The organism is Pseudomonas sp. DR208, from assembly GCF_019823005.1.
Lineage (GTDB): Bacteria > Pseudomonadota > Gammaproteobacteria > Pseudomonadales > Pseudomonadaceae > Aquipseudomonas > Aquipseudomonas extremorientalis.
The window spans coordinates 767466-786950 of the sequence record NZ_CP081944.1 but is presented as its reverse complement, the minus strand read 5'-3'; the positions used below and the strand labels follow the sequence as shown (position 1 = coordinate 786950).

At 62.2% G+C, this 19485-nt stretch carries 18 protein-coding genes and 1 riboswitch; of the genes, 8 read left to right on the top strand and 10 right to left on the bottom strand.

Features of this window, described 5'->3' with window-relative positions:
• Positions 1-89: 89 nt before the first annotated feature.
• The 3 genes from cpdA to K5K89_RS03405 all read right to left on the bottom strand — a co-directional run bounded on the left by cpdA (position 90) and on the right by K5K89_RS03405 (position 2060).
• Positions 90-905 carry a 3',5'-cyclic-AMP phosphodiesterase gene (cpdA, locus tag K5K89_RS03415; protein WP_222540863.1) on the bottom strand — a complete coding sequence of 272 codons (816 nt, stop codon included), beginning with the start codon at positions 903-905 and terminating at the stop codon, positions 90-92.
• A 97-nt stretch (positions 906-1002) separates the two neighbouring features.
• On the bottom strand, positions 1003-1452 hold the full coding sequence (locus tag K5K89_RS03410) for a DUF1249 domain-containing protein (protein WP_012721893.1): 450 nt from the start codon (positions 1450-1452) through the stop codon (positions 1003-1005).
• Positions 1443-2060: an NUDIX domain-containing protein gene (locus K5K89_RS03405; RefSeq protein ID WP_058423483.1), complete on the bottom strand. Its 618-nt coding sequence runs from the start codon at positions 2058-2060 to the stop codon at positions 1443-1445. The genes K5K89_RS03410 and K5K89_RS03405 overlap by 10 nt, the downstream gene beginning before the upstream one ends.
• A gap of 193 nt (positions 2061-2253) precedes the next feature.
• Between K5K89_RS03405 and K5K89_RS03400 the strand changes: the two genes are divergently transcribed.
• Positions 2254-2991, top strand: a complete 738-nt coding sequence (locus K5K89_RS03400; protein WP_071491696.1) for an RsiV family protein — start codon at positions 2254-2256, stop codon at positions 2989-2991.
• Here the strand turns inward: K5K89_RS03400 and cytX are convergent.
• Entirely contained in the window at positions 2957-4249 is a 1293-nt protein-coding gene (gene cytX, locus K5K89_RS03395; protein WP_222540862.1) for a putative hydroxymethylpyrimidine transporter CytX, read from the bottom strand. The genes K5K89_RS03400 and cytX overlap by 35 nt on opposite strands.
• A 126-nt stretch (positions 4250-4375) precedes the next feature.
• On the opposite strand from cytX, the gene K5K89_RS28860 reads away from it, so the two are divergent.
• Both K5K89_RS28860 and K5K89_RS03390 read left to right on the top strand, forming a co-directional pair.
• Positions 4376-4678 (top strand): transposase, encoded by a 303-nt coding sequence (locus tag K5K89_RS28860; protein WP_014717988.1) that lies wholly within the window; start codon positions 4376-4378, stop codon positions 4676-4678.
• Positions 4675-5511, top strand: a complete 837-nt coding sequence (locus K5K89_RS03390) for an IS3 family transposase (protein ID WP_071489093.1) — start codon at positions 4675-4677, stop codon at positions 5509-5511. Before K5K89_RS28860 ends, K5K89_RS03390 begins: the two co-directional genes overlap by 4 nt.
• Before the next feature lie 107 nt (positions 5512-5618).
• Here K5K89_RS03390 and thiC read toward each other — a convergent pair whose 3' ends face one another.
• On the bottom strand, positions 5619-7508 hold the full coding sequence (thiC, locus tag K5K89_RS03385) for a phosphomethylpyrimidine synthase ThiC (RefSeq protein ID WP_071492292.1): 1890 nt from the start codon (positions 7506-7508) through the stop codon (positions 5619-5621).
• Positions 7509-7652: 144 nt separating this feature from the next.
• Positions 7653-7758, bottom strand: a riboswitch (TPP riboswitch).
• A 196-nt stretch (positions 7759-7954) separates the two neighbouring features.
• On the opposite strand from thiC, the gene K5K89_RS03380 reads away from it, so the two are divergent.
• Positions 7955-9394: a TolC family outer membrane protein gene (locus tag K5K89_RS03380; RefSeq protein ID WP_071492293.1), complete on the top strand. Its 1440-nt coding sequence runs from the start codon at positions 7955-7957 to the stop codon at positions 9392-9394.
• 41 nt (positions 9395-9435) lie between these two features.
• On the opposite strand, the gene waaA is transcribed toward K5K89_RS03380, so the two are convergent.
• Together waaA and K5K89_RS03370 are read right to left on the bottom strand one after the other, a co-directional pair.
• Positions 9436-10713 (bottom strand): lipid IV(A) 3-deoxy-D-manno-octulosonic acid transferase, encoded by a 1278-nt coding sequence (waaA, locus tag K5K89_RS03375; protein ID WP_222540861.1) that lies wholly within the window; start codon positions 10711-10713, stop codon positions 9436-9438.
• Positions 10714-10736: 23 nt separating this feature from the next.
• Entirely contained in the window at positions 10737-11627 is an 891-nt protein-coding gene (locus K5K89_RS03370) for a LysR family transcriptional regulator (RefSeq protein ID WP_071492295.1), read from the bottom strand.
• A gap of 102 nt (positions 11628-11729) precedes the next feature.
• Here K5K89_RS03370 and K5K89_RS03365 point away from each other — a divergent pair, with 102 nt between their 5' ends.
• From K5K89_RS03365 to K5K89_RS03350, 4 genes are read left to right on the top strand one after another with little or no spacing between them, the layout of a single operon-like run.
• Positions 11730-12065 carry a DMT family transporter gene (locus K5K89_RS03365; protein WP_012721885.1) on the top strand — a complete coding sequence of 112 codons (336 nt, stop codon included), beginning with the start codon at positions 11730-11732 and terminating at the stop codon, positions 12063-12065.
• A gap of 55 nt (positions 12066-12120) precedes the next feature.
• On the top strand, positions 12121-13296 hold the full coding sequence (locus tag K5K89_RS03360; protein ID WP_222540860.1) for an NAD(P)/FAD-dependent oxidoreductase: 1176 nt from the start codon (positions 12121-12123) through the stop codon (positions 13294-13296).
• Entirely contained in the window at positions 13293-14105 is an 813-nt protein-coding gene (locus tag K5K89_RS03355) for an aldo/keto reductase (protein WP_071492297.1), read from the top strand. Before K5K89_RS03360 ends, K5K89_RS03355 begins: the two co-directional genes overlap by 4 nt.
• A 41-nt stretch (positions 14106-14146) precedes the next feature.
• Positions 14147-15106: a metal ABC transporter ATPase gene (locus tag K5K89_RS03350; RefSeq protein ID WP_071492298.1), complete on the top strand. Its 960-nt coding sequence runs from the start codon at positions 14147-14149 to the stop codon at positions 15104-15106.
• 29 nt (positions 15107-15135) lie between these two features.
• Here K5K89_RS03350 and K5K89_RS03345 read toward each other — a convergent pair whose 3' ends face one another.
• The 3 genes from K5K89_RS03345 to msbA form a co-directional block, all read right to left on the bottom strand.
• Positions 15136-16062, bottom strand: a complete 927-nt coding sequence (locus tag K5K89_RS03345; protein ID WP_071492299.1) for an NAD-dependent epimerase/dehydratase family protein — start codon at positions 16060-16062, stop codon at positions 15136-15138.
• On the bottom strand, positions 16055-17479 hold the full coding sequence (gene hldE / locus K5K89_RS03340) for a bifunctional D-glycero-beta-D-manno-heptose-7-phosphate kinase/D-glycero-beta-D-manno-heptose 1-phosphate adenylyltransferase HldE (RefSeq protein WP_222540859.1): 1425 nt from the start codon (positions 17477-17479) through the stop codon (positions 16055-16057). Before hldE ends, K5K89_RS03345 begins: the two co-directional genes overlap by 8 nt.
• A 109-nt stretch (positions 17480-17588) precedes the next feature.
• Positions 17589-19394 (bottom strand): lipid A export permease/ATP-binding protein MsbA, encoded by a 1806-nt coding sequence (msbA, locus tag K5K89_RS03335; RefSeq protein WP_025858101.1) that lies wholly within the window; start codon positions 19392-19394, stop codon positions 17589-17591.
• Between the last annotated feature and the right edge of the window lie 91 nt (positions 19395-19485).

Here is a 19485-nt window from a genome sequence, read left to right as displayed (position 1 = left end):
TGGGAGGGCGCTTGCCCCCGATAGCGGAGTGTCAGGCACTGTTAGATGTGACTGATCCACCGCCATCGGGGGCAAGCGCCCTCCCACAGTCAATAGCCGTTGCTGCCGTAGTCCACGGTAAATTCGAAGCCCTGGACACGCTCCACCCCGGTCTCCAACCGTCCGTCGGCATGCAGGCGCAGCCAGCGGTAGCCCGGTGCCTGTTCACTGACCTTGAAATCCTCGCTACCCGGCGCGAACTGGATGCAGGTGGACGGCGACGCCAGCAGGCGCACGCCGTTGCGCTCGTGGTCGATTTCCTGGTGCACATGCCCCCACAGTACCGCCCTCACCTGCGGGAAACGGTCGAGCACCGCAAACAGGGCCTCCGGGTTGCGCAGGCCAATGGGTTCCATCCAGGCGCAACCAATGGACACCGGATGATGGTGGAAGCACACCAGATGGTGACGGTTCGGCGCTTCGCTCAGGGCCTGGGCGAGCAGTTGCAATTGGCTGTCCTGCAAGTAACCGGGCACAGAGCCGGGTACGGCGGAGTCCAGCAGGGTGACACGCCAATGGCCGATATCGACCACCGGTTCCAGCAAGTCGCTGTGCACGGCGGCGTGGGCCATGATCTGCGGCTCGTCGTGATTGCCAGGAATCCAGCGCGTCGGGGCGCCAATGAGCGCAGTCATATCGCGAAACTGCTGATAAGACTCCAGCGTGCCGTCCTGGGAAATATCCCCCGTAGCCAATAGCAGGTCGATCCGGGGCTGCTGCGCACGCACCAGCTCGATCACCCTTTGCAGGCTGTCACGGGTGTTCATGCCCAACAGCGTGCCATCGGCCTCGGCAAACAGGTGGCTGTCGGACAGTTGCACCAGCAAGGCCGGTGCATCGGGGCTCACGGTGGATACGCTCGGCAAGGCGCTCTCCCAAGGCAATCACAGGAATGGACGTTTGGCGTGATTATGCTGGGGCAGGACACAAAGAGGAAACCCAGGAAGCGGACGCAGTTCACATCTACCGAACGGCTTCGAACTCATGGCCCAGGGCCAGGCAGTGACTCAACCATTCACCGAGGAACACATTCAGTTGTGCTTTCTCGTCGGGCTGGTGCATGAACACGTTGGGGTAAGGATAGATGCTGCGAAAGCGCCGCGCATGTTCGGCGCTGATCACTTCGGCCATGCGTGCGTCGTGGTACACCTGCACTTCCAGCTGCGGCACCGGCAGCCAAGGCAGGCTGTGTTCCTGGCGCACGCGCAGGGTGGTGGTGTACGGGCAGTTGACGATCACTTCCAAGGCCAGCACGCCGAGCATCTGGTCGCCATGGGTCACGCCGATACGCCGCGCCTCGGGGGCGTGGCGCATGTCGGGGAGCAGGCGCATCAGCCGCGCATAGTTGGCCTCGCAGGCGGCTTGCAGCCCGATCAGGTCGACTCGATAACGTTCCCGTGCCTTTACTGCCATAACCCCCTCACTTCCGCGCGATTAAGCGCAAGCCACTGCAGGGCGATAATGCTGGCTGCGTTGGAAATTTTGCCGTCGCGCACCGCTTGCAGGGCATCTTCGAAGGCCCACACGGTGACGCGGATATCTTCAGCTTCTTCTTCCAATCCATGGACGCCCCCCGCACCCGAGCTGTCGCAACGGCCCAGGTACAAGTGGACAAATTCGGTACTGCCACCGGGCGACGGGAAATATTTGGTGATCGGCCACAGCGCGGAGAATGTCAGCCCAGCTTCCTCCTCGGCTTCGCGGTGTGCAACCTCCTCCGGCTCTTCATCCTTGTCGATCAGGCCGGCGACCATCTCTACCAGCCACGGGTTGTCGGTACGCCCCATGGCGCCGACGCGGAACTGCTCGATCAGCACCACTTCATCACGCTGCGGGTCGTAGGGCAGCACGCACACGGCATCATGACGAACAAAGACTTCGCGGTTGATCACCCGGCTCATGCCGCCATCGAACTTCTCGTGGCGCAGTTGCACGCGATCAAGCTTGTAGAAGCCCTGGTAGGCATTGTCGCGCTGAACAATCTCGATTGTGCTCGGCGTCGATTTTGCAAAATCCGTCATATCCCTTCCTCGTTGAGCCTGCGCAATTGGCGCCATCCTAACGCGCTCATGCCTCTGGATGCAGCCCCTTTCCAGTTGCCGGGATAGACGGCGGGCGTCAAACACACTCTAATCAGCTTAGTGGCGAACTGACTGCCGTGCTGGCAGTCGAAGCTCCACAAATTTCGCTCTTATCGATAGACGAAGGACTTACATGTCGCTTTTAAAAATCGCCTCCGTGGCCTGCATCGCAATGACCCTCGGCGCGTGCCAGAGCCTGTTCCAGCCGAGTTACAAAGCCCCGGTGGAAGCCACCCGCGACGCCACCGAGCAAAGCAAGCCGGGCTGCGCCAGCGCCGATTGCCCGCTGGTGAATATCGACACCGTGCACTTTGCCAAGGAACCCAAGCTGGACGCATTGATTGAACAGCGCCTGCTGGAAATGACCCAAAGCGATCCCCTGCCGACGAGCCTGGAGACCTATCGCGAGCAATTCCTGAAAACCGCCGCTCCACGCAACAGCATGTACTTGCAGGCCAAGGTACGTGAACAGCATGACGGCTTGGTGATCATCGAATTGTCCAGCTACCTGGACCAGGGCGCCACCCACGGCGAGCCCGGCCGCGCGTTCATCAACTATTCGCGCCAGCGGCAAAAGGCCCTGACACTCACCGACATGCTGCTGCCCGGCAAGGAAGATGCGTTCTGGAAAGCCGCCCAGGTGGCCCACAACAGCTGGCTGATCAGCACCCGCCTGAGCCTGGAGCCGGAGTATGTGAAGACCTACCCCTTCCAGAAAACCCCGAACGTGGCACTGACCTATGGGGGCGTGATCCTCAAGTACCCTACCAACACCATCGCGCCGTACGCCCTGGGCCACGTCGAATTGCAGATTCCCTACTCACGCCTGGACGGCATCATCCAGCCTGAGCTGGTGCCTGCACGCCGCTGAAGGCTTTAGACAGAATTAACTGCAACAGCCCTGCCAGCACCAGCGCCGGCAGGGTCGCGCCGATGTCCGGATACAGATTGGCCAACAGGTGATACGTCGCGACGCCGCCCAGCCAAGCCAGCAGCGCCGGCCAACGCAGGTTGGCGACAGCGCCCTGGCCACGACGACGCAGGATAAAGTGATCCACCAGCACCACGCCGAACAGCGGCGCGAACACCGAGCCGATCAGCAACAGGAAGTTCTGGTATTGCGCCAACGGTGCAAAGCAGGCGATAAGCGTGCAGATCATGCCGATGGCCAACGCCAGGTGCTCCACCTTAAAACGCAACAGCATGCCGCTGGAAACCGCCGCCGAGTGAATATCGGCAAAGGCATTTTCCGACTCATCCAGCAGGATCAGCAGCAGCGGAATCCCCAGGCCGGCCCCGGCCAGCGCCAGCAACAGCGCATTCACCTCGCCGCTCGGCGCAAACGCCAGGGTGTAGGCCACGCCCAGGCTCATCAGCCAGAAATTACCGATAAAGAACCCCAGCGCCGTGCCGCCGAACACGCTTTTGGCGCGCTTGCCGAAGCGCGAGTAATCGGCGATCAGCGGCAGCCATGACAGCGGCATGGCAATCGCGATATCAACGCCCACCGCGAACGGCATCGAACTGTCACCGGCGTTGGCCCAGAGTGCGGTGAGGTCGGCTTTGGCGAACAGGTTCCAGGTCAGCCACAGGCAGGCGGCGAGCAGCAGCCAGATGCCCCATTTGCGCAGGATCTGACGCACAAACGTCAGTGGACCGCTGACCGCCAGCAAGGTCGCCAGACCGCCGAAGAACAGCGTCCACAGCAATGGGCTGGCCAACAGGCTGCCGTCGCTGAATGCCCGCGCGCCCAACAGGCTCGCGGCGTCACGCATCACGATGATTTCGAACGAGCCCCAGCCGATCAGTTGCAGCAGGTTGAGCAACGCCGGCAGGCTGGCGCCCTTGGCACCCAGGCTGAGCTTGAGCGCGGCCATGGCGGACAGGCCGGTATCGCTGCCGATGACGCCAACGGCGGCCAGCAGCAGGACGCCGACCAGGGTGCCGAGGAAAATCGCCAGCAACGAACCGGACAAGCCCAGGCCCGGCGCCAGCAAGGCGCCGGTCTGCAGGACCATCAGGCCGATGCCGAGGGAGAACCACAGGGAGAACAGGTCGCGGGCGCCGGAGACTCTTTTGTCGCTCGGCACTGAGATATCGGGGGAGTAAGTACTCGGTTGAATGCTCAAGGGTGTTATCTCTGAGGGGCATTTGTTGTTTGCTGGATCGCTATCGGGGGCAAGCTGAACTGGCCTAATGATTTTGGACACTTCAATCGGGCGCTATGATAGCGCCCAAATCTGAGGTGTTTGGATATGCGTAAATCTTATTCGAGTGAGTTCAAGCTCAAGGCTGCCAGCATGGTGCTGGATGAAGGTCAGCCGGTTACCGAGGTCTGTGCCAGCCTGGATATTGGTCCTACTGCTCTGCGCCGTTGGGTCGATCAAGTGCAAAAAGAACGCTTGGGCTCGACTCCGGTGGGAGCCAAGGCAATTACCGCTGATCAACGAGAGATCCAGAGACTCAAAGCCCTGCTCAGGGAGAAAGACCTGGACATTGAAATCTTAAAAAAGGCCAGTGCTCTCCTGCTTTTGGACGCCAAAGATCATTCACGCTGATCGATGAGCTGGACGAGCAGTACGGCGTTAAAAGGTGTTGCCGGGCGTTCGGGGTTAACCGCAGCAGCTTCTATGCCTGGCGCCAGCGCCAGGGCAGAGCAAATCCTGAGCGGGAAAAGCTCAAAGCCGCGCTGGTCAGGCACCACAAGGCGTCGAGAGAGTCGGCGGGCGCACGTACCTTGTCCAAGGAGCTGCAAGCCAAAGGACATCGTGTCGGACGTTACATGGCTCGCAATTTGATGCGCGAGGCTGGCATCGCTAGTCGTCAGCGCAGGCGCCATAAGTACAAGTCGCCGGGCGTGGAGGCCTTGGTGGCGCCGCATGTGCTCAAGCGGAAATTTGATGTGACGGCGGTTAATCAGGTGTGGTGTGGCGACGTAACGTACATCAAGGTCGGCAAGCGTTGGATGTACTTCGCCGCCGTTCTGGATCTGTACGCTCGCAGGATCGTAGGCTGGTCGTTCTCGATGATTTCGGATGCCAACCTGACCTGCGAGGCACTACGCATGGCAGTTGAGCTACGCGGCCATCCCGAGGATGTGTTGTTTCACTCTGACCAAGGTTGCCAGTACACCAGCCATAAATTCCGAAACGCGCTTGTGAAGCATGGGTTTAGGCAAAGTATGAGCCGTAAAGGCGAGTGCTGGGACAACGCCCCGATGGAGCGTTTCTTTGGTAGTTTGAAATCCGAGTGGGTTCCTGAAACGGGCTACAAACTGGAGCATGAGGCCCGGGCAGATGTGCAGCGCTATGTCTCGCGCTACAACATCAGCAGGCCTCACAGCTACAACGACTACCGGTCGCCGGTCGCGAAGGAAAGGTTGGCGGCATGAACCTTAATCGGTGTCCAAGATTACTTGACCAGTTCAAGCCCCCTCCCACAGTTTGAGTCATGTGGGAGGGGGCTTGCCCCCGATAAGGCCGGTACAGACGTCTTGAATCAGACCTTCTTGTAGAGCTGGCTGCCTTCCTGCTTGAACCGCTCCGCCTGCTCCGCCAGGCCCTTGGCCACGTCCACGTCCACCGCTTCAATGCGCTGGTTGGCCGCGTACTCACGCACTTCCTGGGTGATCTTCATCGAGCAGAACTTCGGCCCGCACATCGAGCAGAAGTGCGCGACCTTGGCCGAGTCCTTCGGCAGGGTTTCGTCGTGATAGGAACGCGCGGTGTCGGGGTCAAGGCCAAGGTTGAACTGGTCTTCCCAGCGGAACTCGAAGCGCGCCTTGCTCAAGGCGTTATCGCGGATCTGCGCGCCCGGATGACCTTTGGCGAGGTCCGCCGCGTGGGCGGCGATCTTGTAGGTGATGATCCCGGTCTTCACGTCATCCTTGTTCGGCAGGCCCAGGTGTTCCTTGGGCGTGACGTAGCAGAGCATGGCGCAACCGAACCAGCCGATCATCGCCGCGCCGATGCCGGAGGTGATGTGGTCGTAGCCTGGCGCGATGTCGGTGGTCAGCGGGCCGAGGGTGTAGAACGGCGCTTCGTCGCAGCACTCGAGCTGCTTGTCCATGTTCTCCTTGATCAGCTGCATCGGCACGTGACCAGGGCCTTCGATCATGGTTTGCACGTCGTGCTTCCAGGCGGTCTTGGTCAGTTCGCCCAAGGTTTCCAGCTCACCGAATTGCGCGGCGTCGTTGGCGTCGGCAATCGAACCCGGGCGCAGGCCATCGCCGAGGGAGAAGCTGACGTCGTAGGCCTTCATGATTTCGCAGATTTCGTCGAAATGCGTGTAGGTGAAGTTCTCTTTGTGGTGCGCCAGGCACCACTTGGCCATGATCGAGCCGCCACGGGACACGATGCCGGTGACGCGCTTGGCGGTCAGCGGCACGTAGCGCAGCAACACGCCGGCGTGGATGGTGAAGTAGTCGACGCCCTGCTCGGCCTGTTCGATCAGGGTGTCGCGGAACAGCTCCCAGGTCAGGTCCTCGGCGGCGCCGCCGACTTTTTCAAGGGCCTGGTAGATCGGCACGGTGCCGATCGGCACCGGCGAATTGCGGATGATCCATTCGCGGGTTTCATGAATATGTTTGCCGGTGGACAGGTCCATCACCGTGTCCGAGCCCCAGCGAATGCCCCAGGTCAGTTTGGCCACTTCTTCTTCGATGGACGAACCCAGGGCGCTGTTGCCGATGTTGCCGTTGATCTTCACCAGGAAGTTACGGCCAATGATCATCGGTTCCAGTTCGGTGTGGTTGATGTTGGCCGGGATGATCGCGCGGCCGCGGGCGATTTCTTCGCGCACGAATTCGGGGGTGATGATCTTCGGCACGCTGGCGCCAAAGCTGTGGCCGGCGTGCTGCTGGTCGAGCAGGCCACTGGCGCGGGCTTCTTCGAGCTTCATGTTTTCGCGGATGGCGACGTATTCCATCTCGGCGGTGATGATGCCTTTGCGCGCGTAGTGCATCTGGGTGACGTTGGCGCCGGCCTTGGCACGACGCGGGTTCTTCACATGGGCGAAGCGCAACGCGGTCAACTCGGCGTCGCTGAGGCGCTGTTGGCCGAAGTGCGAGCTGAGGCCCGGCAGGCGCTCGGTGTCGCCACGCGCTTCGATCCACGGCGAGCGCACATCGCCCAGGCCTTTGCGCACATCGATGATCACGTTGGGGTCGGTGTAGGGGCCGGAGGTGTCATACACGGTAACCGGCGCGTTGATCTCACCGCCGAAATCGGTGGGGGTGACGTCCAGGCTGATTTGTCGCATCGGTACACGGATGTCCGGGCGAGTGCCTTCTACGTAGATCTTCTGCGAGCGGGTAAAGGGCTGCACGGAGCCGGAGTCGACTTTGGCCGACTCACTCAAATGCACGGTATTTTTTAATTTTGTAGTCATCACGGGCTCCAATATCCAGGCGGTGGATTATTGTCGGAGCGAACCTGTGACGGACGGACGCACTGGAACCAGTGCTGTGCTTGGCGCACGAGGCTGTTCGATTGTCGAACAACATCCCGGACGAAGCACAAGAGGACTCGCCGGGTGACGAGAAATCTTGTTCCCTACGCAGGCGCTAACCTGATCAGGTTCAACGGGATCCGGTATTTACCGATCTCAGCCTTCCAACAAGGCACCCCGACAAGAACGCGGCCAGTCTAGACCATGCCGTGGGCAAATTGCCAATGGCGGTGCATTCAGCGTGATGAATGGCGTGATTGCGGGATTGTTGCGCCGAGTCAGCACCACTACACTCGGTTGCCGCCACAATGCTTGACGCCAGGAATGGCCGGCCTTAGCCTTGGGCGCTAAATTATCACCGTAATATTCAAACTAGGGATCGCCTCATGCTGCGCAAACTTTCACTGGCTTTTGCCGTGTCTTGTGCGACCAACGGAATGGTCTGGGCAGCTGAAGCGCCCTTGTCCGCCAAAACCGACCTGGTCAGCGTCTACCAGGAAGCGGTGGACAACAACGCCGACCTGGCCGCCGCCCGTGCCCAGTACGGCGCGCAAAAGGAAGTGGTGCCCCAGGCCCGCGCCGGCCTGCTGCCGAACCTGACCGGCGGTGCCGATATCAACAACGTGCGCACCCAGATCGACACCCCGGCCGCCACCGCCAACCGCGATGCGCACTCCTGGCGCGCCACCCTGAGCCAGCCGCTGTTCCGTGCCGACCGCTGGTTCCAGCTGCAAGCCGCCGAGGCCACCAATGAGCAGGCGGCATTGCAACTGTCGGCCACCGAACAGAACCTGATCCTGCAAAGCGCCGAAAGCTATTTTGCCGTGCTGCGCGCCCAGGACAACCTGGCCTCGACCAAGGCCGAAGAAAACGCGTTCAAACGCCAGCTGGACCAGTCCAACGAGCGCTTTGACGTGGGCCTGTCGGACAAGACCGACGTGCTGCAATCCCAGGCCAGCTACGACACCGCCCGCGCCAACCGCATCCTGGCCCAGCGCCAGGTCGAGGATGCGTTCGAAGCGCTGATCACCCTGACCAACCGCCAGTACAACTCGATCCAGGGCATCGTCCACACGCTGCCGGTGCTGCCGCCGCTGCCGAACGACGCCAAGGCCTGGGTCGAAACCGCCGGCCGCCAGAACCTGAACCTGCTGGCCAGCAACTACGCGGTCACTGCCGCCGAAGAAACCCTCAAGCAGCGCAAGGCCGGTCACGCGCCAACCCTGGACGCCGTGGCGCAATATGAGAAAGGCGACAATGACGCCCTCGGTTTCAGCAACCCGAACGCTTTCGGCACGCCGTACCGGGGTGATGTGGAACAGCGCACCATTGGCCTGCGCCTGAGCATCCCGATCTACAGCGGCGGGCTGACCAGCTCGCAGGTGCGTGAGTCCTACTCGCGCCTGGGCCAGACCGAGCAGCAGCGCGAAGGCCTGCGCCGCCAGGTGGTGGAAAACACCCGCAACCTGCACCGCGCGGTGAACACCGACGTGGAGCAGGTACAGGCGCGCCGCCAGTCGATCATCTCCAACCAGAGCGCGGTGGAAGCCACGGAAATCGGCTATCAGGTGGGTACGCGCAATATCGTCGACGTGCTCGACTCACAGCGCCAGCTCTACGCGTCGGTGCGCAACTACAACAACAGTCGCTACGACTACATCCTCGACAACCTGCGCCTGAAGCAGGCGGCCGGCACCTTGAACCCGGGAGACCTGCAGGACCTGGCGCGCTACCTCAAGGCTGACTACAACCCGGACCGCGACTTCCTGCCGCCGGACCTGGCCAAGGCTGCCGCCGAGCAGCTCAAGGCCCGCCCCGGCAACTGAATCCACTGCAACCCCCCTCCCACATTGAGTCAGGTGCTGATTCAGTCAGCCAGCAGTCGACCCAGGCCATCCATTAAACGCTTCAACGCGCCCTGGTTGGCCTGCATCACCCTGAGCCCCGCCTGCGCCATCTTGCGCGCATCCTGCGGCAGTTCGAACAACTGGCGCACGGCTTCGGCCAACCCTTCTGCGTCGTCCACCGCGCGCAACGCCCCGGCTTCACGCATCATCGTGGTGATTTCGAGGAAGTTGAACACATGTGGCCCCATGATCACCGGCAAGGCCAGCGCCGCCGGCTCCAGTGGGTTGTGCCCACCGGTCGCCACCAGGCTGCCGCCTACGAACGCGCTATCGGCCAAGGCGTAGAGAAACAGCAACTCGCCCATGGTGTCGCCGAGCAGTACCGACGTGTTCGCGGTGACGGGTTCGCCACTGGAGCGACGCACCGTGGCAAAACCCTGCTGCTCGCACAGTGCGAACATCGGGCCGAAGCGCTCCTGATGGCGCGGCACCAGAATCAGCAGGGCGTTGGGGTAGCTGTCGAGCAGTCGGCGATGGGCGGCCAGCACCACCTCATCTTCACCTTCATGGGTACTCGCTGCGATCCACACCGGACGCTCGCTGGCACCCCATTGCGCGCGCAACGCGGCGGCGCGCACCGGCAACTGGGGGTCGATGGTCAGGTCGAACTTGATCGAGCCGGTGACTTCGACGGTTTCCGGCCGAGCCCCCAAATCCAGGAAGCGCTGCGCTTCGGCTTGCGTCTGCACAGCGAACAGGCTCATTTCGGCCAACATCGGCGCCGTCAGCCTGGCAAAGCGCCCATAGCCCTTGGCCGAACGCGCCGACAACCGCGCATTGGCCAATGCCACCGGAATCCCGCGCCGGGCGCAGGCGTGGATATGATTGGGCCACAGCTCGGTTTCCATGATCACCGCGAGCTTGGGCTGTACACGATCAAGAAAACGCTTGGCCGCGCACGGCAAGTCATACGGCAAGTAGCAGTGCTGGATTCGCGGTTCATTGGCGAACAACGCCTGGATACGCTCGGAACCGGTCGGCGTCATGCAGGTGACGGTGATCGGCAGCGTCGGATAACGCTCCAGCAACCCGCGCACCATAGGCGCAGCGGCAATGCTTTCGCCCACCGACACGGCGTGCACCCAGATCCCACCCGGCCGCATCACCGGCAAGCCATAGGAGAAGCGCTCGCCGACGCGCTTGGCATAGGCCGGCGCCTTGCGCGCGCGCAGCCACAGACGTAAAGCCACCAAGGGCAGCGCCAGGTAAAACAGACAGCTGTAGAGAGTTCTATTCATGGCGGCGGAGTTTATCGGCTTTTTCAGTCGATCGCCTGCAAGCACTCGGCAAATCGTTTGGCCAGGAAGCGCGCTGCCGGCCCCAGATGTTCGTCGCGCCGCCAGACCAGCTCGACCACCAGGGCCGGCGGCGTCCATTCGCTGTCCAGTTCGACCATCTGTTGCTGGTAGGTCGGGTATTGCACGATATGCCGCGGCAACCAGGCCCAGCCCAGGCCACTCATCAGCCATTCGGCCAGCACGTAGAAACTGTCGGCGCGCCACACCAGCGGGCTGGCGGCTTCGCTGCCGGGGTAGACACTGGTCTGGGTCGACATCAGCAACTGGCGGAACTGCGCCAGGTGCTGGCACGTTACATAGGTTTGCTTGGCCAGCGGGTGATTCACACCGCACACCGTGACCATCTCCACGCTGCCGACCACGCGCCGCTCCAGGGCTTCAGGGATCTGGTCGTGATAGAACAGCAGGCCCAGGTCAGCCTTGCGCTCCACCAGCTTGCGCGCCACATCACCCTGGGCCGCACTGGACAACTGTACCTCCAACAACGGGTACTGCCCGGCCAGTGCCTCAAGACTATCGAGCACTGGCTGGAACAGCATGGCTTCATCCTGGGCCAGGCGCAGGCAGGCCTCTTCACCACGGGTCAATGACAGTGCCCGGCCATTGAGTCGCTCGCACTGGCGCAGCACTTCGCGCGCTTCTTCCAGCAACACACTGCCGGCTTCGGTCAGCCGCGGCTGGCGGCCGCTGCTACGCTCGAACAGGCTGACGCCCAGGTCCGCCTCCAGCATGGCAATCCCATTGCTGACCGCCGATTGAGCCTTGCGCTGCTGGCGCGCCACCGCCGAAAACGAACGCTGCTCGGCGACGCTGACAAACAAACGCATCCGTTCCAGATCCCACTGTACGCTCATGCCTCAACCCATCTCTGATTCGGATAGGTAATGACTTTACCCCATCTGACATAACTCTAAAATGCCGGCCTTAACTGACCGCTTTATCCGAGGACTGCCCCCATGAACGCCGCCTACTGCTATCTGGCTATCGCCATCTGCTCGGAAGTGATCGCCACCGTTTCCATGAAAGCCATCAAGGGCTGGAGCACGCCTATCCCACTGCTGCTGGTGATCGTCGGCTACGGCGTGGCGTTCTGGATGCTGACGCTGGTGGTGCGCACCGTGCCGGTGGGCGTGGCCTACGCGGTGTGGGCTGGAATGGGGATTGTGATGGTCAGCATCGCGGCGTTGTTCATCTACGGGCAGAAGCTGGATATCCCGGCGATGCTGGGGATGGGCCTGATTGTGCTGGGCGTGGTGGTGATCCAGCTGTTCTCGAAAACCGCCGGACACTGACCACTCCTCAACAGCCTGTATACTGCGCCTCTTGTCTTGAACACTGAGGTCGCCCATGCCATCCGTTATTTCCACCGACGTTCTGATTGTCGGCGCCGGGGTTGCCGGCCTCTGGCTGAATGCGCGCCTGCGCCGCCAGGGGTTTTCCACGGTGGTGGTGGAAAACGCCACCTTGGGTGGCGGGCAGAGCGTGAAGTCCCAGGGGATCATTCACGGTGGTGCGAAGTACGCCCTGCACGGCGCGATCACCGGCGCGTCCGAAGCCATTGCCGACATGCCGCGTCGCTGGCGCGAAGCACTGGCGGGTAGCGGTGAGCTGGACCTGCGCGGCGTACGCTTGTTGTCCGAGGCGCATTACCTGTGGTCCCCCGGCACGCTCGCCGGCAACCTCACCAGTTTTTTCGCCAGCAAGGCCGTGCGTGGCCGTGTTGATCAGGTCAAGGGCGACGATTTACCCCCAGCGCTGCAAGACCGCCGCTTCAAGGGCAAGGTCTACCGCCTTGCCGAGTTGGTCATCGATGTACCGAGCCTGATCGAACGCCTGGCCCAACTGGCCGGCGATGGTTTGCTCGCCGGCCAGCACATCGAACCGTTGTTGGAAGGCGACACACTGGTGGGCTTGAAGGTGGACGGTCGCGAGATCCGCGCCCAGCGCATCGTGTTGAGCGCCGGCGCAGGTACGGCGGATCTGCTGACCGCGCTGGGCATCAGCCAGCCGGCCATGCAAAAACGCCCATTGCATATGATCATCGCCAAAGGGCCCGGCCTGAAGCCACTGTATGCCCACTGCCTGGGCGGCGGCACCAAACCGCGCATTACCGTTACCACTCACCCGGCGGCCGATGGCAACTGGGTGTGGTACATGGGCGGCGATATTGCCGAAGCCGATGGTGTGGCGCGCACCCCGCAGGAACAGATTGCTACGGCGCAAAAAGAGCTGGCGCAGTTGCTGCCCTGGATCGACATGAGCCAGACCCAATGGGCGACCCTGCGCGTCGACCGCGCGGAACCCCTGCAATCGGGCCTGACCCGGCCCGACAACGCCTTCATCGCCGAACAAGGCCGTCTGCTGGTGGGCTGGCCGACCAAATTGGCCCTGGCGCCGGACTTCGCCGATCGGGTGATCAACAGCCTGGAGCGTGACGGCATCCGCCCAAGTGTCGGCGAGCCGCTGCCGGACCTGCCACGACCCGCCATCGGCGTGCCTGCCTGGGAGCAACTGTTGCCATGAGCCTGCCCACCCTGCACGACCTGCACCGCCCCCTGGGCAGCACTGGCCTGTTGGTGTCACCCCTGGGCCTGGGCACCGTCAAGCTGGGCCGCGACCAAGGGGTGAAATACCCCAGCGGCTTCCAGATCCCCGGCGACGACGAGGCCCGCATGCTGTTGCGCCAGGCCCGTGAACTGGGCATCAACCTGATCGACACCGCGCCGGCCTATGGCATGAGCGAAGAACGTCTGGGGCCGCTGCTGCGGGGCCAGCGCAAAGACTGGGTGATCGTCAGCAAAGTCGGCGAAGAATTCGAGAATGGCGCGTCCAGCCACGACTTCAGCGCGGCCCACACCCGGATGTCGATCGAGCGCAGCTTGAAACGACTTGAAACCGATTTTATCGACCTGGTGCTGGTGCACTCCGACGGTAACGACCTGCATATCCTCAATGACTGCGAGGTCTACCAGACCCTGGCGGCGCTGAAACAGGAAGGCAAGATCCGTGGTTTCGGCTTTTCCGGCAAGACCGTCGAGGGCGGCGTAAAGGCTCTGGAACAGGGCGATTGCGCGATGGTCACCTACAATCTGAACGAACAGGCCGAGAAAGCCGTCATTGAATATGCGGCGGCCCACGGCAAGGGCATCCTGGTGAAAAAGGCCTTGGCCAGCGGCCACGTCTGCCTGGAGCCGGGAATGGATCCAATTCGCGCCAGTTTCATGTTGTTGTTTGCGCAAACAGGCGTTGCCAGTGCTATTGTCGGGACCATTAATCCGCTGCACCTGGCCCATAACGTGGCGACCGCTGCCCAGGTCATTCGTCAACTCTGATGCCGCCGACGCGGCCGACCCCGTCGCAAGAAGGAGCCGACATGCCGCGAACGCTCATAAGAAAAAACCCCAGCAACTTCAAGACACTGCCGCTGCACGTCGAAGCCACCCCCGAAGGCCTGAGCTACCAGAGCGTCGGCATGCCGCTCAACTTTGCCCAGACCCTGCAACGGCGCAAGCCGGTGGAGGTGGCAGACCCCGAGCGTTTCGCCCTGGAACTGGCCAACCTCGGCGTGTCGGTGCGCCTGACCCTGCATTGGCAAAACAAGGATTACTGGGTGCTGGTGCGCCAGCGCCGCCAGGACCGTGGCGACGTGGTACTCAAGCTGATCTCCGGCTACGTGCCCGCCCATGAGCTGAACCTGCCGCTGCACACCGCCATCCAGGAAATTGCCGAAGAATGCCTGCTGGAGACGCCGGAAGGCTGGCTCGGCGGGCGCTTCAACGACACATGGCTGCCGGCGCCCTACTCCGCCGCCCTGCATTACCGCGAAGCGCTGCCCTTTCGCCTCAGCCCGCTGTCCGGCGCGGCTCGCCCGGTGCGCTGCGCCACCACCCAGTTGATCGAACGCCCGCGCGCCTACGTGCACCTGCCCACGGCATCGCTGCAATTGATCTACGACCTGCGCCTGGAAGTGCCCAAGGAAGCCAAATCCCTGAGCCTGTTCCATGTGGACGAACGCCTCGAAGGCGACCAACTGGTCGCCCGCCTCGACCGTCAACGCCCGGACCTGTACCTGATGCCATTGAAAGACGGCCAGCCCCAGGCTGAGTTGTACACCGTCAAGAAAGACCAGTTGTACCCGGCGAGCACGCGAGGCTTGTACCTGGCGGAGAGCTTCGCCCAGCAGGAAGGCTGGCTGGTTCGTGAGGAGCGGATTCGCTGGAAGGATTGGCTCCGCCAGCAAGGTCTGGCGGAGCCTGAGAAAGAGTCGAAATTGAAACGCCTGGCCCAGCGGGTGCTGCGCAAGATCGTGCCGAAGAAAAAAACCAAGGCCTGACGCAAGCCAGCTCCCACAGTCGATGGCGTTCAGCCTTTGAGCAAGCGCTCCAGGCCCACCTTCAACGGCGTGGGCTCCGGCAGTGTGAAGCTCGCCAGCAACCGCTGGTTGTTCGCCCGCGAATGCCGGATATCGCCGGAGCGTGCCGGCCCGTAAGTCACCGCCGGCAGCTTGCCGACGATGTCTTCCAAGGCCCGCAGCACATCCTTGAGCGTGGTGGTGCGGTTCCAGCCGACATTGATTGCGCCCAGCGGAGCTTCAGGCGCTTCAATAGCCTGCACCAGCAAATCCACCAGGTCCCCCACGTACATGAAGTCGCGGGTTTGCTCGCCATCGCCAAACACGGCAATCGGCACGCCCTGTTGCACGCGCTCGCTGAAGATACTGATCACGCCGGAATACGGCGATGACGGGTCCTGCCGTGGCCCGAAGATATTGAAGAAACGGAAGATCACCGGCTCCAGGCCATGCTGGCGACGGTAGAAGTCGAAGTAGTGCTCGCCGGCCAACTTGTCGGACGCATAGGGCGTGAGCGGCGCCTTGGTGGTCTCTTCGTCGATCGAAGCCCCTTCGCCATTGTTGCCATATACCGCGGCGCTGGAGGCATACACCACACGCTTGACGCCGGCCTTGCGCATGGCTTCGCACACATTCAGGGTGCCGACGAAATTGCTCTGGTGCGTGCTGACCGGGTCATCCACCGAGGCCTGCACCGAGGCCACCGCTGCCAGATGCACCACCGCCGCTGCGCCGACAGCGGCACGGGCGACCCACTCGGCATCGGCAACATCACCTTCCAGCAGTTCGACGCGCGGATTGTCCAACGGCAAGTTACTGCGCTTGCCGGTGGAGAGGTTATCCAGTACCCGCACGCCGTAGCCTTTGGCGAGCAGCGCATCGACCAGGTGCGAGCCGATAAACCCCGCGCCGCCGGTGACAAGAACCTGCTTACTCATTGTTGCGGATCTTCTCGACAATGGCGGTGGTCGAGCTGTTCTCGACCAGGCCCAGCACCTTCACCTTGCCACCGTAGGCGCTGACGATGTCCGCACCCACGACCTGGTCGACAGAGTAGTCGCCGCCCTTGACCAGCACGTCCGGCTTGACCTGGGCCAACAGGTTTTCCGGGGTCGCTTCAGGGAAGCTGATCACCCAGTCCACCGCGCCCAGCCCCGCCAGCACCGCCATGCGCCGGTCGACACTGTTGATCGGACGGCCAGGGCCTTTCAGGCGGCTGACCGACGCATCGTCATTGACCGCGACAATCAGTCGATCCCCCTGGGCACGCGCCTGTTCCAGGTAGGTCACATGGCCGGCGTGCAGGATGTCGAAACAACCGTTGGTGAACACAATGCTTTCGTTGTGGGCGCGGGCATCGTCAATCGCCAGCAGCAATTGCTCGATGGTCAGCACGCCCCGCTCCGAGCCTTCGGAGCGCTGGATTGCACGGCGCAATTCAGGCGCGCTGATGGCAGCAGTACCCAACTTGCCCACCACGATGCCCGCCGCCAGGTTGGCCAGGGCCACGGCGTGGGGCAGTTCTTCACCGGCGGCAATCGAGGCCGCCAGGGTAGAAATCACGGTGTCGCCGGCGCCGGTGACGTCGAATACTTCACGGGCACGTGCCGGCAAGTGCATTGCCGGGTGGCCGGGGCGCAGCAGGGTCATGCCGTGCTCGCCGCGGGTCACCAGCAAGGCGCCGAGGTCGAGGTTGGCCATCAGCCTCGCGCCCTTGGTCACCAGGTCGTGCTCATCGGCGCAACCGCCGACGATGGCTTCGAATTCGCTGAGATTCGGCGTAATCAGGCTGGCTCCGCGATAAATCGAAAAGTCCTTGCCCTTGGGATCGGCCAATACCGGAATGCCCCGGGCCTTGGCGGCCTGGATCAGTTCCTGGTGGTTTTTCAAGGCGCCTTTGCCGTAGTCGGACAACACCAGCACCTTGATGCCTTCCAGCAACTGATCGACCTGACCACTCAAGGCCAGGGCGTCGGTGGCGAAGGGTTCTTCAAAATCGATACGCAGCAATTGCTGGTGACGGCTCATCACCCGCAGCTTGACGATGGTCGGCTGGTGGGCGATGCGCTGGAACAACGCCCGCACGCCGGCACCGCGCAGGCTGTTGGCCAGGCTGTCGGCGGCTTCGTCGTCGCCGGTGACGCCGACCAGCGAGGCCGGGGCGCCGAGCGCGGCAATATTGAGGGCAACGTTGGCAGCGCCACCTGGACGGTCTTCGATTTGCTCGACCTTGACGACCGGCACCGGCGCCTCAGGGGAAATCCGTGAGGTACCACCATGCCAGTAACGGTCGAGCATGACATCGCCGACCACCAAGACAGGGGCTTGATCGAATCGCGGCATGGACAACTTCATGGAGCAACCCACATACAAAATGAACAGGGGCGCGATATTAGCACAGGGTTGTGGGAGGTTTGCGGGAGGGTTTTGCAAGGAGCCGGCTTGCCGGCTCCTACAGGGAGGTTCAGGTGATGTCGGCGGAAATCGGCGCATCCAGGCCCATGGCATGCAGGCGGGCGTAATAGCCGTTCTGTGCCAGCAGCTCACTGTGCGTGCCACGCTCGACAATTCGACCGTCGTCCATCACCAGGATCAGGTCGGCCTTCTCGATGGTGGACAAACGGTGAGCAATCACCAAGGTGGTGCGACCTTGCATGACCTTGTCCAGCGCTGCCTGTATGTGGCGCTCGGACTCGGTGTCGAGGGCCGAGGTGGCCTCGTCGAGAATCAGCAGCGGTGCATTCTTCAGGAGGGCGCGGGCAATCGCCAGGCGCTGGCGCTGGCCGCCGGACAGCAACACACCGTTTTCGCCAACCTGGGTGTCGAAGCCCTTGGGCAACTGGTCGATGAAGTCCTTGGCATTGGCGTCCGCCGCGGCCGCTTCAACGTCCGCCCGAGGCGCACCCGCCAGGTCGCCGTAGGCGATGTTGTTGGTAACCGTGTCGCTGAACAAGGTCACATGCTGGGTCACCTGGGCAATGTGTTTGCGCAGGTTGAGCAGCTTGTAGTCTTCGATCTCGACACCATCCAGCAGGATTTCGCCACTTGCGTGGTGGTAGAAGCGCGGGATCAGGCTGGCCAGGGTCGACTTCCCGCTGCCCGAGCGCCCAACCAGGGCGATCATCTGCCCAGGCTCAGCGGTGAAGCTGATGTCCTTGAGCACATGGCGCTCGGTGCCCGGGTAGGTAAAGTTCAGGTTGCGTACGTCGAGACGACCGCTGACCTTGTCGCGCTCGATGGTGCCGTTGTCGACTTCGACCTCTTCGTCCAACTGTTCAAAAATGCTTTCGGCACCCGCCACGCCCTTCTGGATCGTGGAGCTGACTTCCGAGAGCTGGCGAATCGGCTTGGGCAGCAGGCCGGCCAGGGTGATGTAGGCCACCATGTCACCTGCCGATGCGTCACCGCGAAGATAAAGGACCAGGAACATCAGCACCGCCATCGCGGTGTAGATCACCAGTTGCAGTGCCGGTGTGTAGATCGCCCCGGTGCGGGTCATGCGCAGTTGCTTGTTGGTGTTGCTCTGGCTGGCCTTGAGAAAGCGTTTTTCTTCGTAGACCTCCCCCCCGAAGCTGCGCACCACGCGGTAGCCCTGGATGGTTTCGGAGGCCACGTGGGTCACGTCGCCCATCGCCACCTGGATCTTCTTGCTCTGCTTGCGGAATTTCTTGCTGGCCGTGCTCACCATCACTGCGATCAACGGCAGGATGGCAATCATCACCAGCGTCAGGCGCCAGTTCATGTACAGCAGCGAGGCGAACAGGAAGATCACTGTCATGCCTTCACGAATCACCACTTTGATCGCATCGGTCGCCGCCCCCGTGACCATGGTCACGTTGAAGGTGATGCGAGAAATCAGGTGCCCGGAGTTGTGGTTGTCGAAGTAGCGGTTGGGCAGCGTCAGCAAGTTGTTGAACAACTGCACGCGCAGGTCATGGACCAGGCCCAGGGAAACCTTGGCCAGCAGGTAGTTGCCCAGGAACGAACCCAGGCCCTGCCAGGCGGCGATCAGGATGATCAGCAGCGGCACGGCTTGCAGCAGTTGCAGGTCCCGAAGGAACGGCACGGTAGGGAATAGCACGGCTTCAGGGTTGGAAAGGCCGTCGACGAAGTACTTGAGGATGTACCCCAGCATCGGCTGGGTCGACGCGAAAATCAGAAATCCGACGATACTCAGCGCGAACAAGCCGGCGTAGGGCTTAACGTAACTGAGCAGGCGGAAGTATATTTTCAAGCTCGAAGGGCTTGCGCTCGGACTGGAGTCGGTCATATCACGCGGCGTTTTGAAAAAGGAGGCTGACTTTAGCACAGCTTCTCTGTTGTACTTGCACCCTGCATGACCCTCAAACCGGTTGGCTCCA

What these genes read in the sequence shown, in the direction of transcription:
- K5K89_RS03410 (WP_012721893.1), bottom strand. Translation starts at nt 1,452, where the DNA reads ATGGCAGTAAAGGCACGGGAACGTTATCGAGTCGACCTGATCGGGCTG.
- K5K89_RS03405 (WP_058423483.1), bottom strand. Translation starts at nt 2,060, where the DNA reads ATGACGGATTTTGCAAAATCGACGCCGAGCACAATCGAGATTGTTCAG.
- K5K89_RS03400 (WP_071491696.1), top strand. Translation starts at nt 2,254, where the DNA reads ATGTCGCTTTTAAAAATCGCCTCCGTGGCCTGCATCGCAATGACCCTC.
- K5K89_RS28860 (WP_014717988.1), top strand. Translation starts at nt 4,376, where the DNA reads ATGCGTAAATCTTATTCGAGTGAGTTCAAGCTCAAGGCTGCCAGCATG.
- thiC (WP_071492292.1), bottom strand. Translation starts at nt 7,508, where the DNA reads ATGACTACAAAATTAAAAAATACCGTGCATTTGAGTGAGTCGGCCAAA.
- K5K89_RS03380 (WP_071492293.1), top strand. Translation starts at nt 7,955, where the DNA reads ATGCTGCGCAAACTTTCACTGGCTTTTGCCGTGTCTTGTGCGACCAAC.
- waaA (WP_222540861.1), bottom strand. Translation starts at nt 10,713, where the DNA reads ATGAATAGAACTCTCTACAGCTGTCTGTTTTACCTGGCGCTGCCCTTG.
- K5K89_RS03370 (WP_071492295.1), bottom strand. Translation starts at nt 11,627, where the DNA reads ATGAGCGTACAGTGGGATCTGGAACGGATGCGTTTGTTTGTCAGCGTC.
- K5K89_RS03365 (WP_012721885.1), top strand. Translation starts at nt 11,730, where the DNA reads ATGAACGCCGCCTACTGCTATCTGGCTATCGCCATCTGCTCGGAAGTG.
- K5K89_RS03360 (WP_222540860.1), top strand. Translation starts at nt 12,121, where the DNA reads ATGCCATCCGTTATTTCCACCGACGTTCTGATTGTCGGCGCCGGGGTT.
- K5K89_RS03355 (WP_071492297.1), top strand. Translation starts at nt 13,293, where the DNA reads ATGAGCCTGCCCACCCTGCACGACCTGCACCGCCCCCTGGGCAGCACT.
- K5K89_RS03350 (WP_071492298.1), top strand. Translation starts at nt 14,147, where the DNA reads ATGCCGCGAACGCTCATAAGAAAAAACCCCAGCAACTTCAAGACACTG.
- K5K89_RS03345 (WP_071492299.1), bottom strand. Translation starts at nt 16,062, where the DNA reads ATGAGTAAGCAGGTTCTTGTCACCGGCGGCGCGGGGTTTATCGGCTCG.
- hldE (WP_222540859.1), bottom strand. Translation starts at nt 17,479, where the DNA reads ATGAAGTTGTCCATGCCGCGATTCGATCAAGCCCCTGTCTTGGTGGTC.
- msbA (WP_025858101.1), bottom strand. Translation starts at nt 19,394, where the DNA reads ATGACCGACTCCAGTCCGAGCGCAAGCCCTTCGAGCTTGAAAATATAC.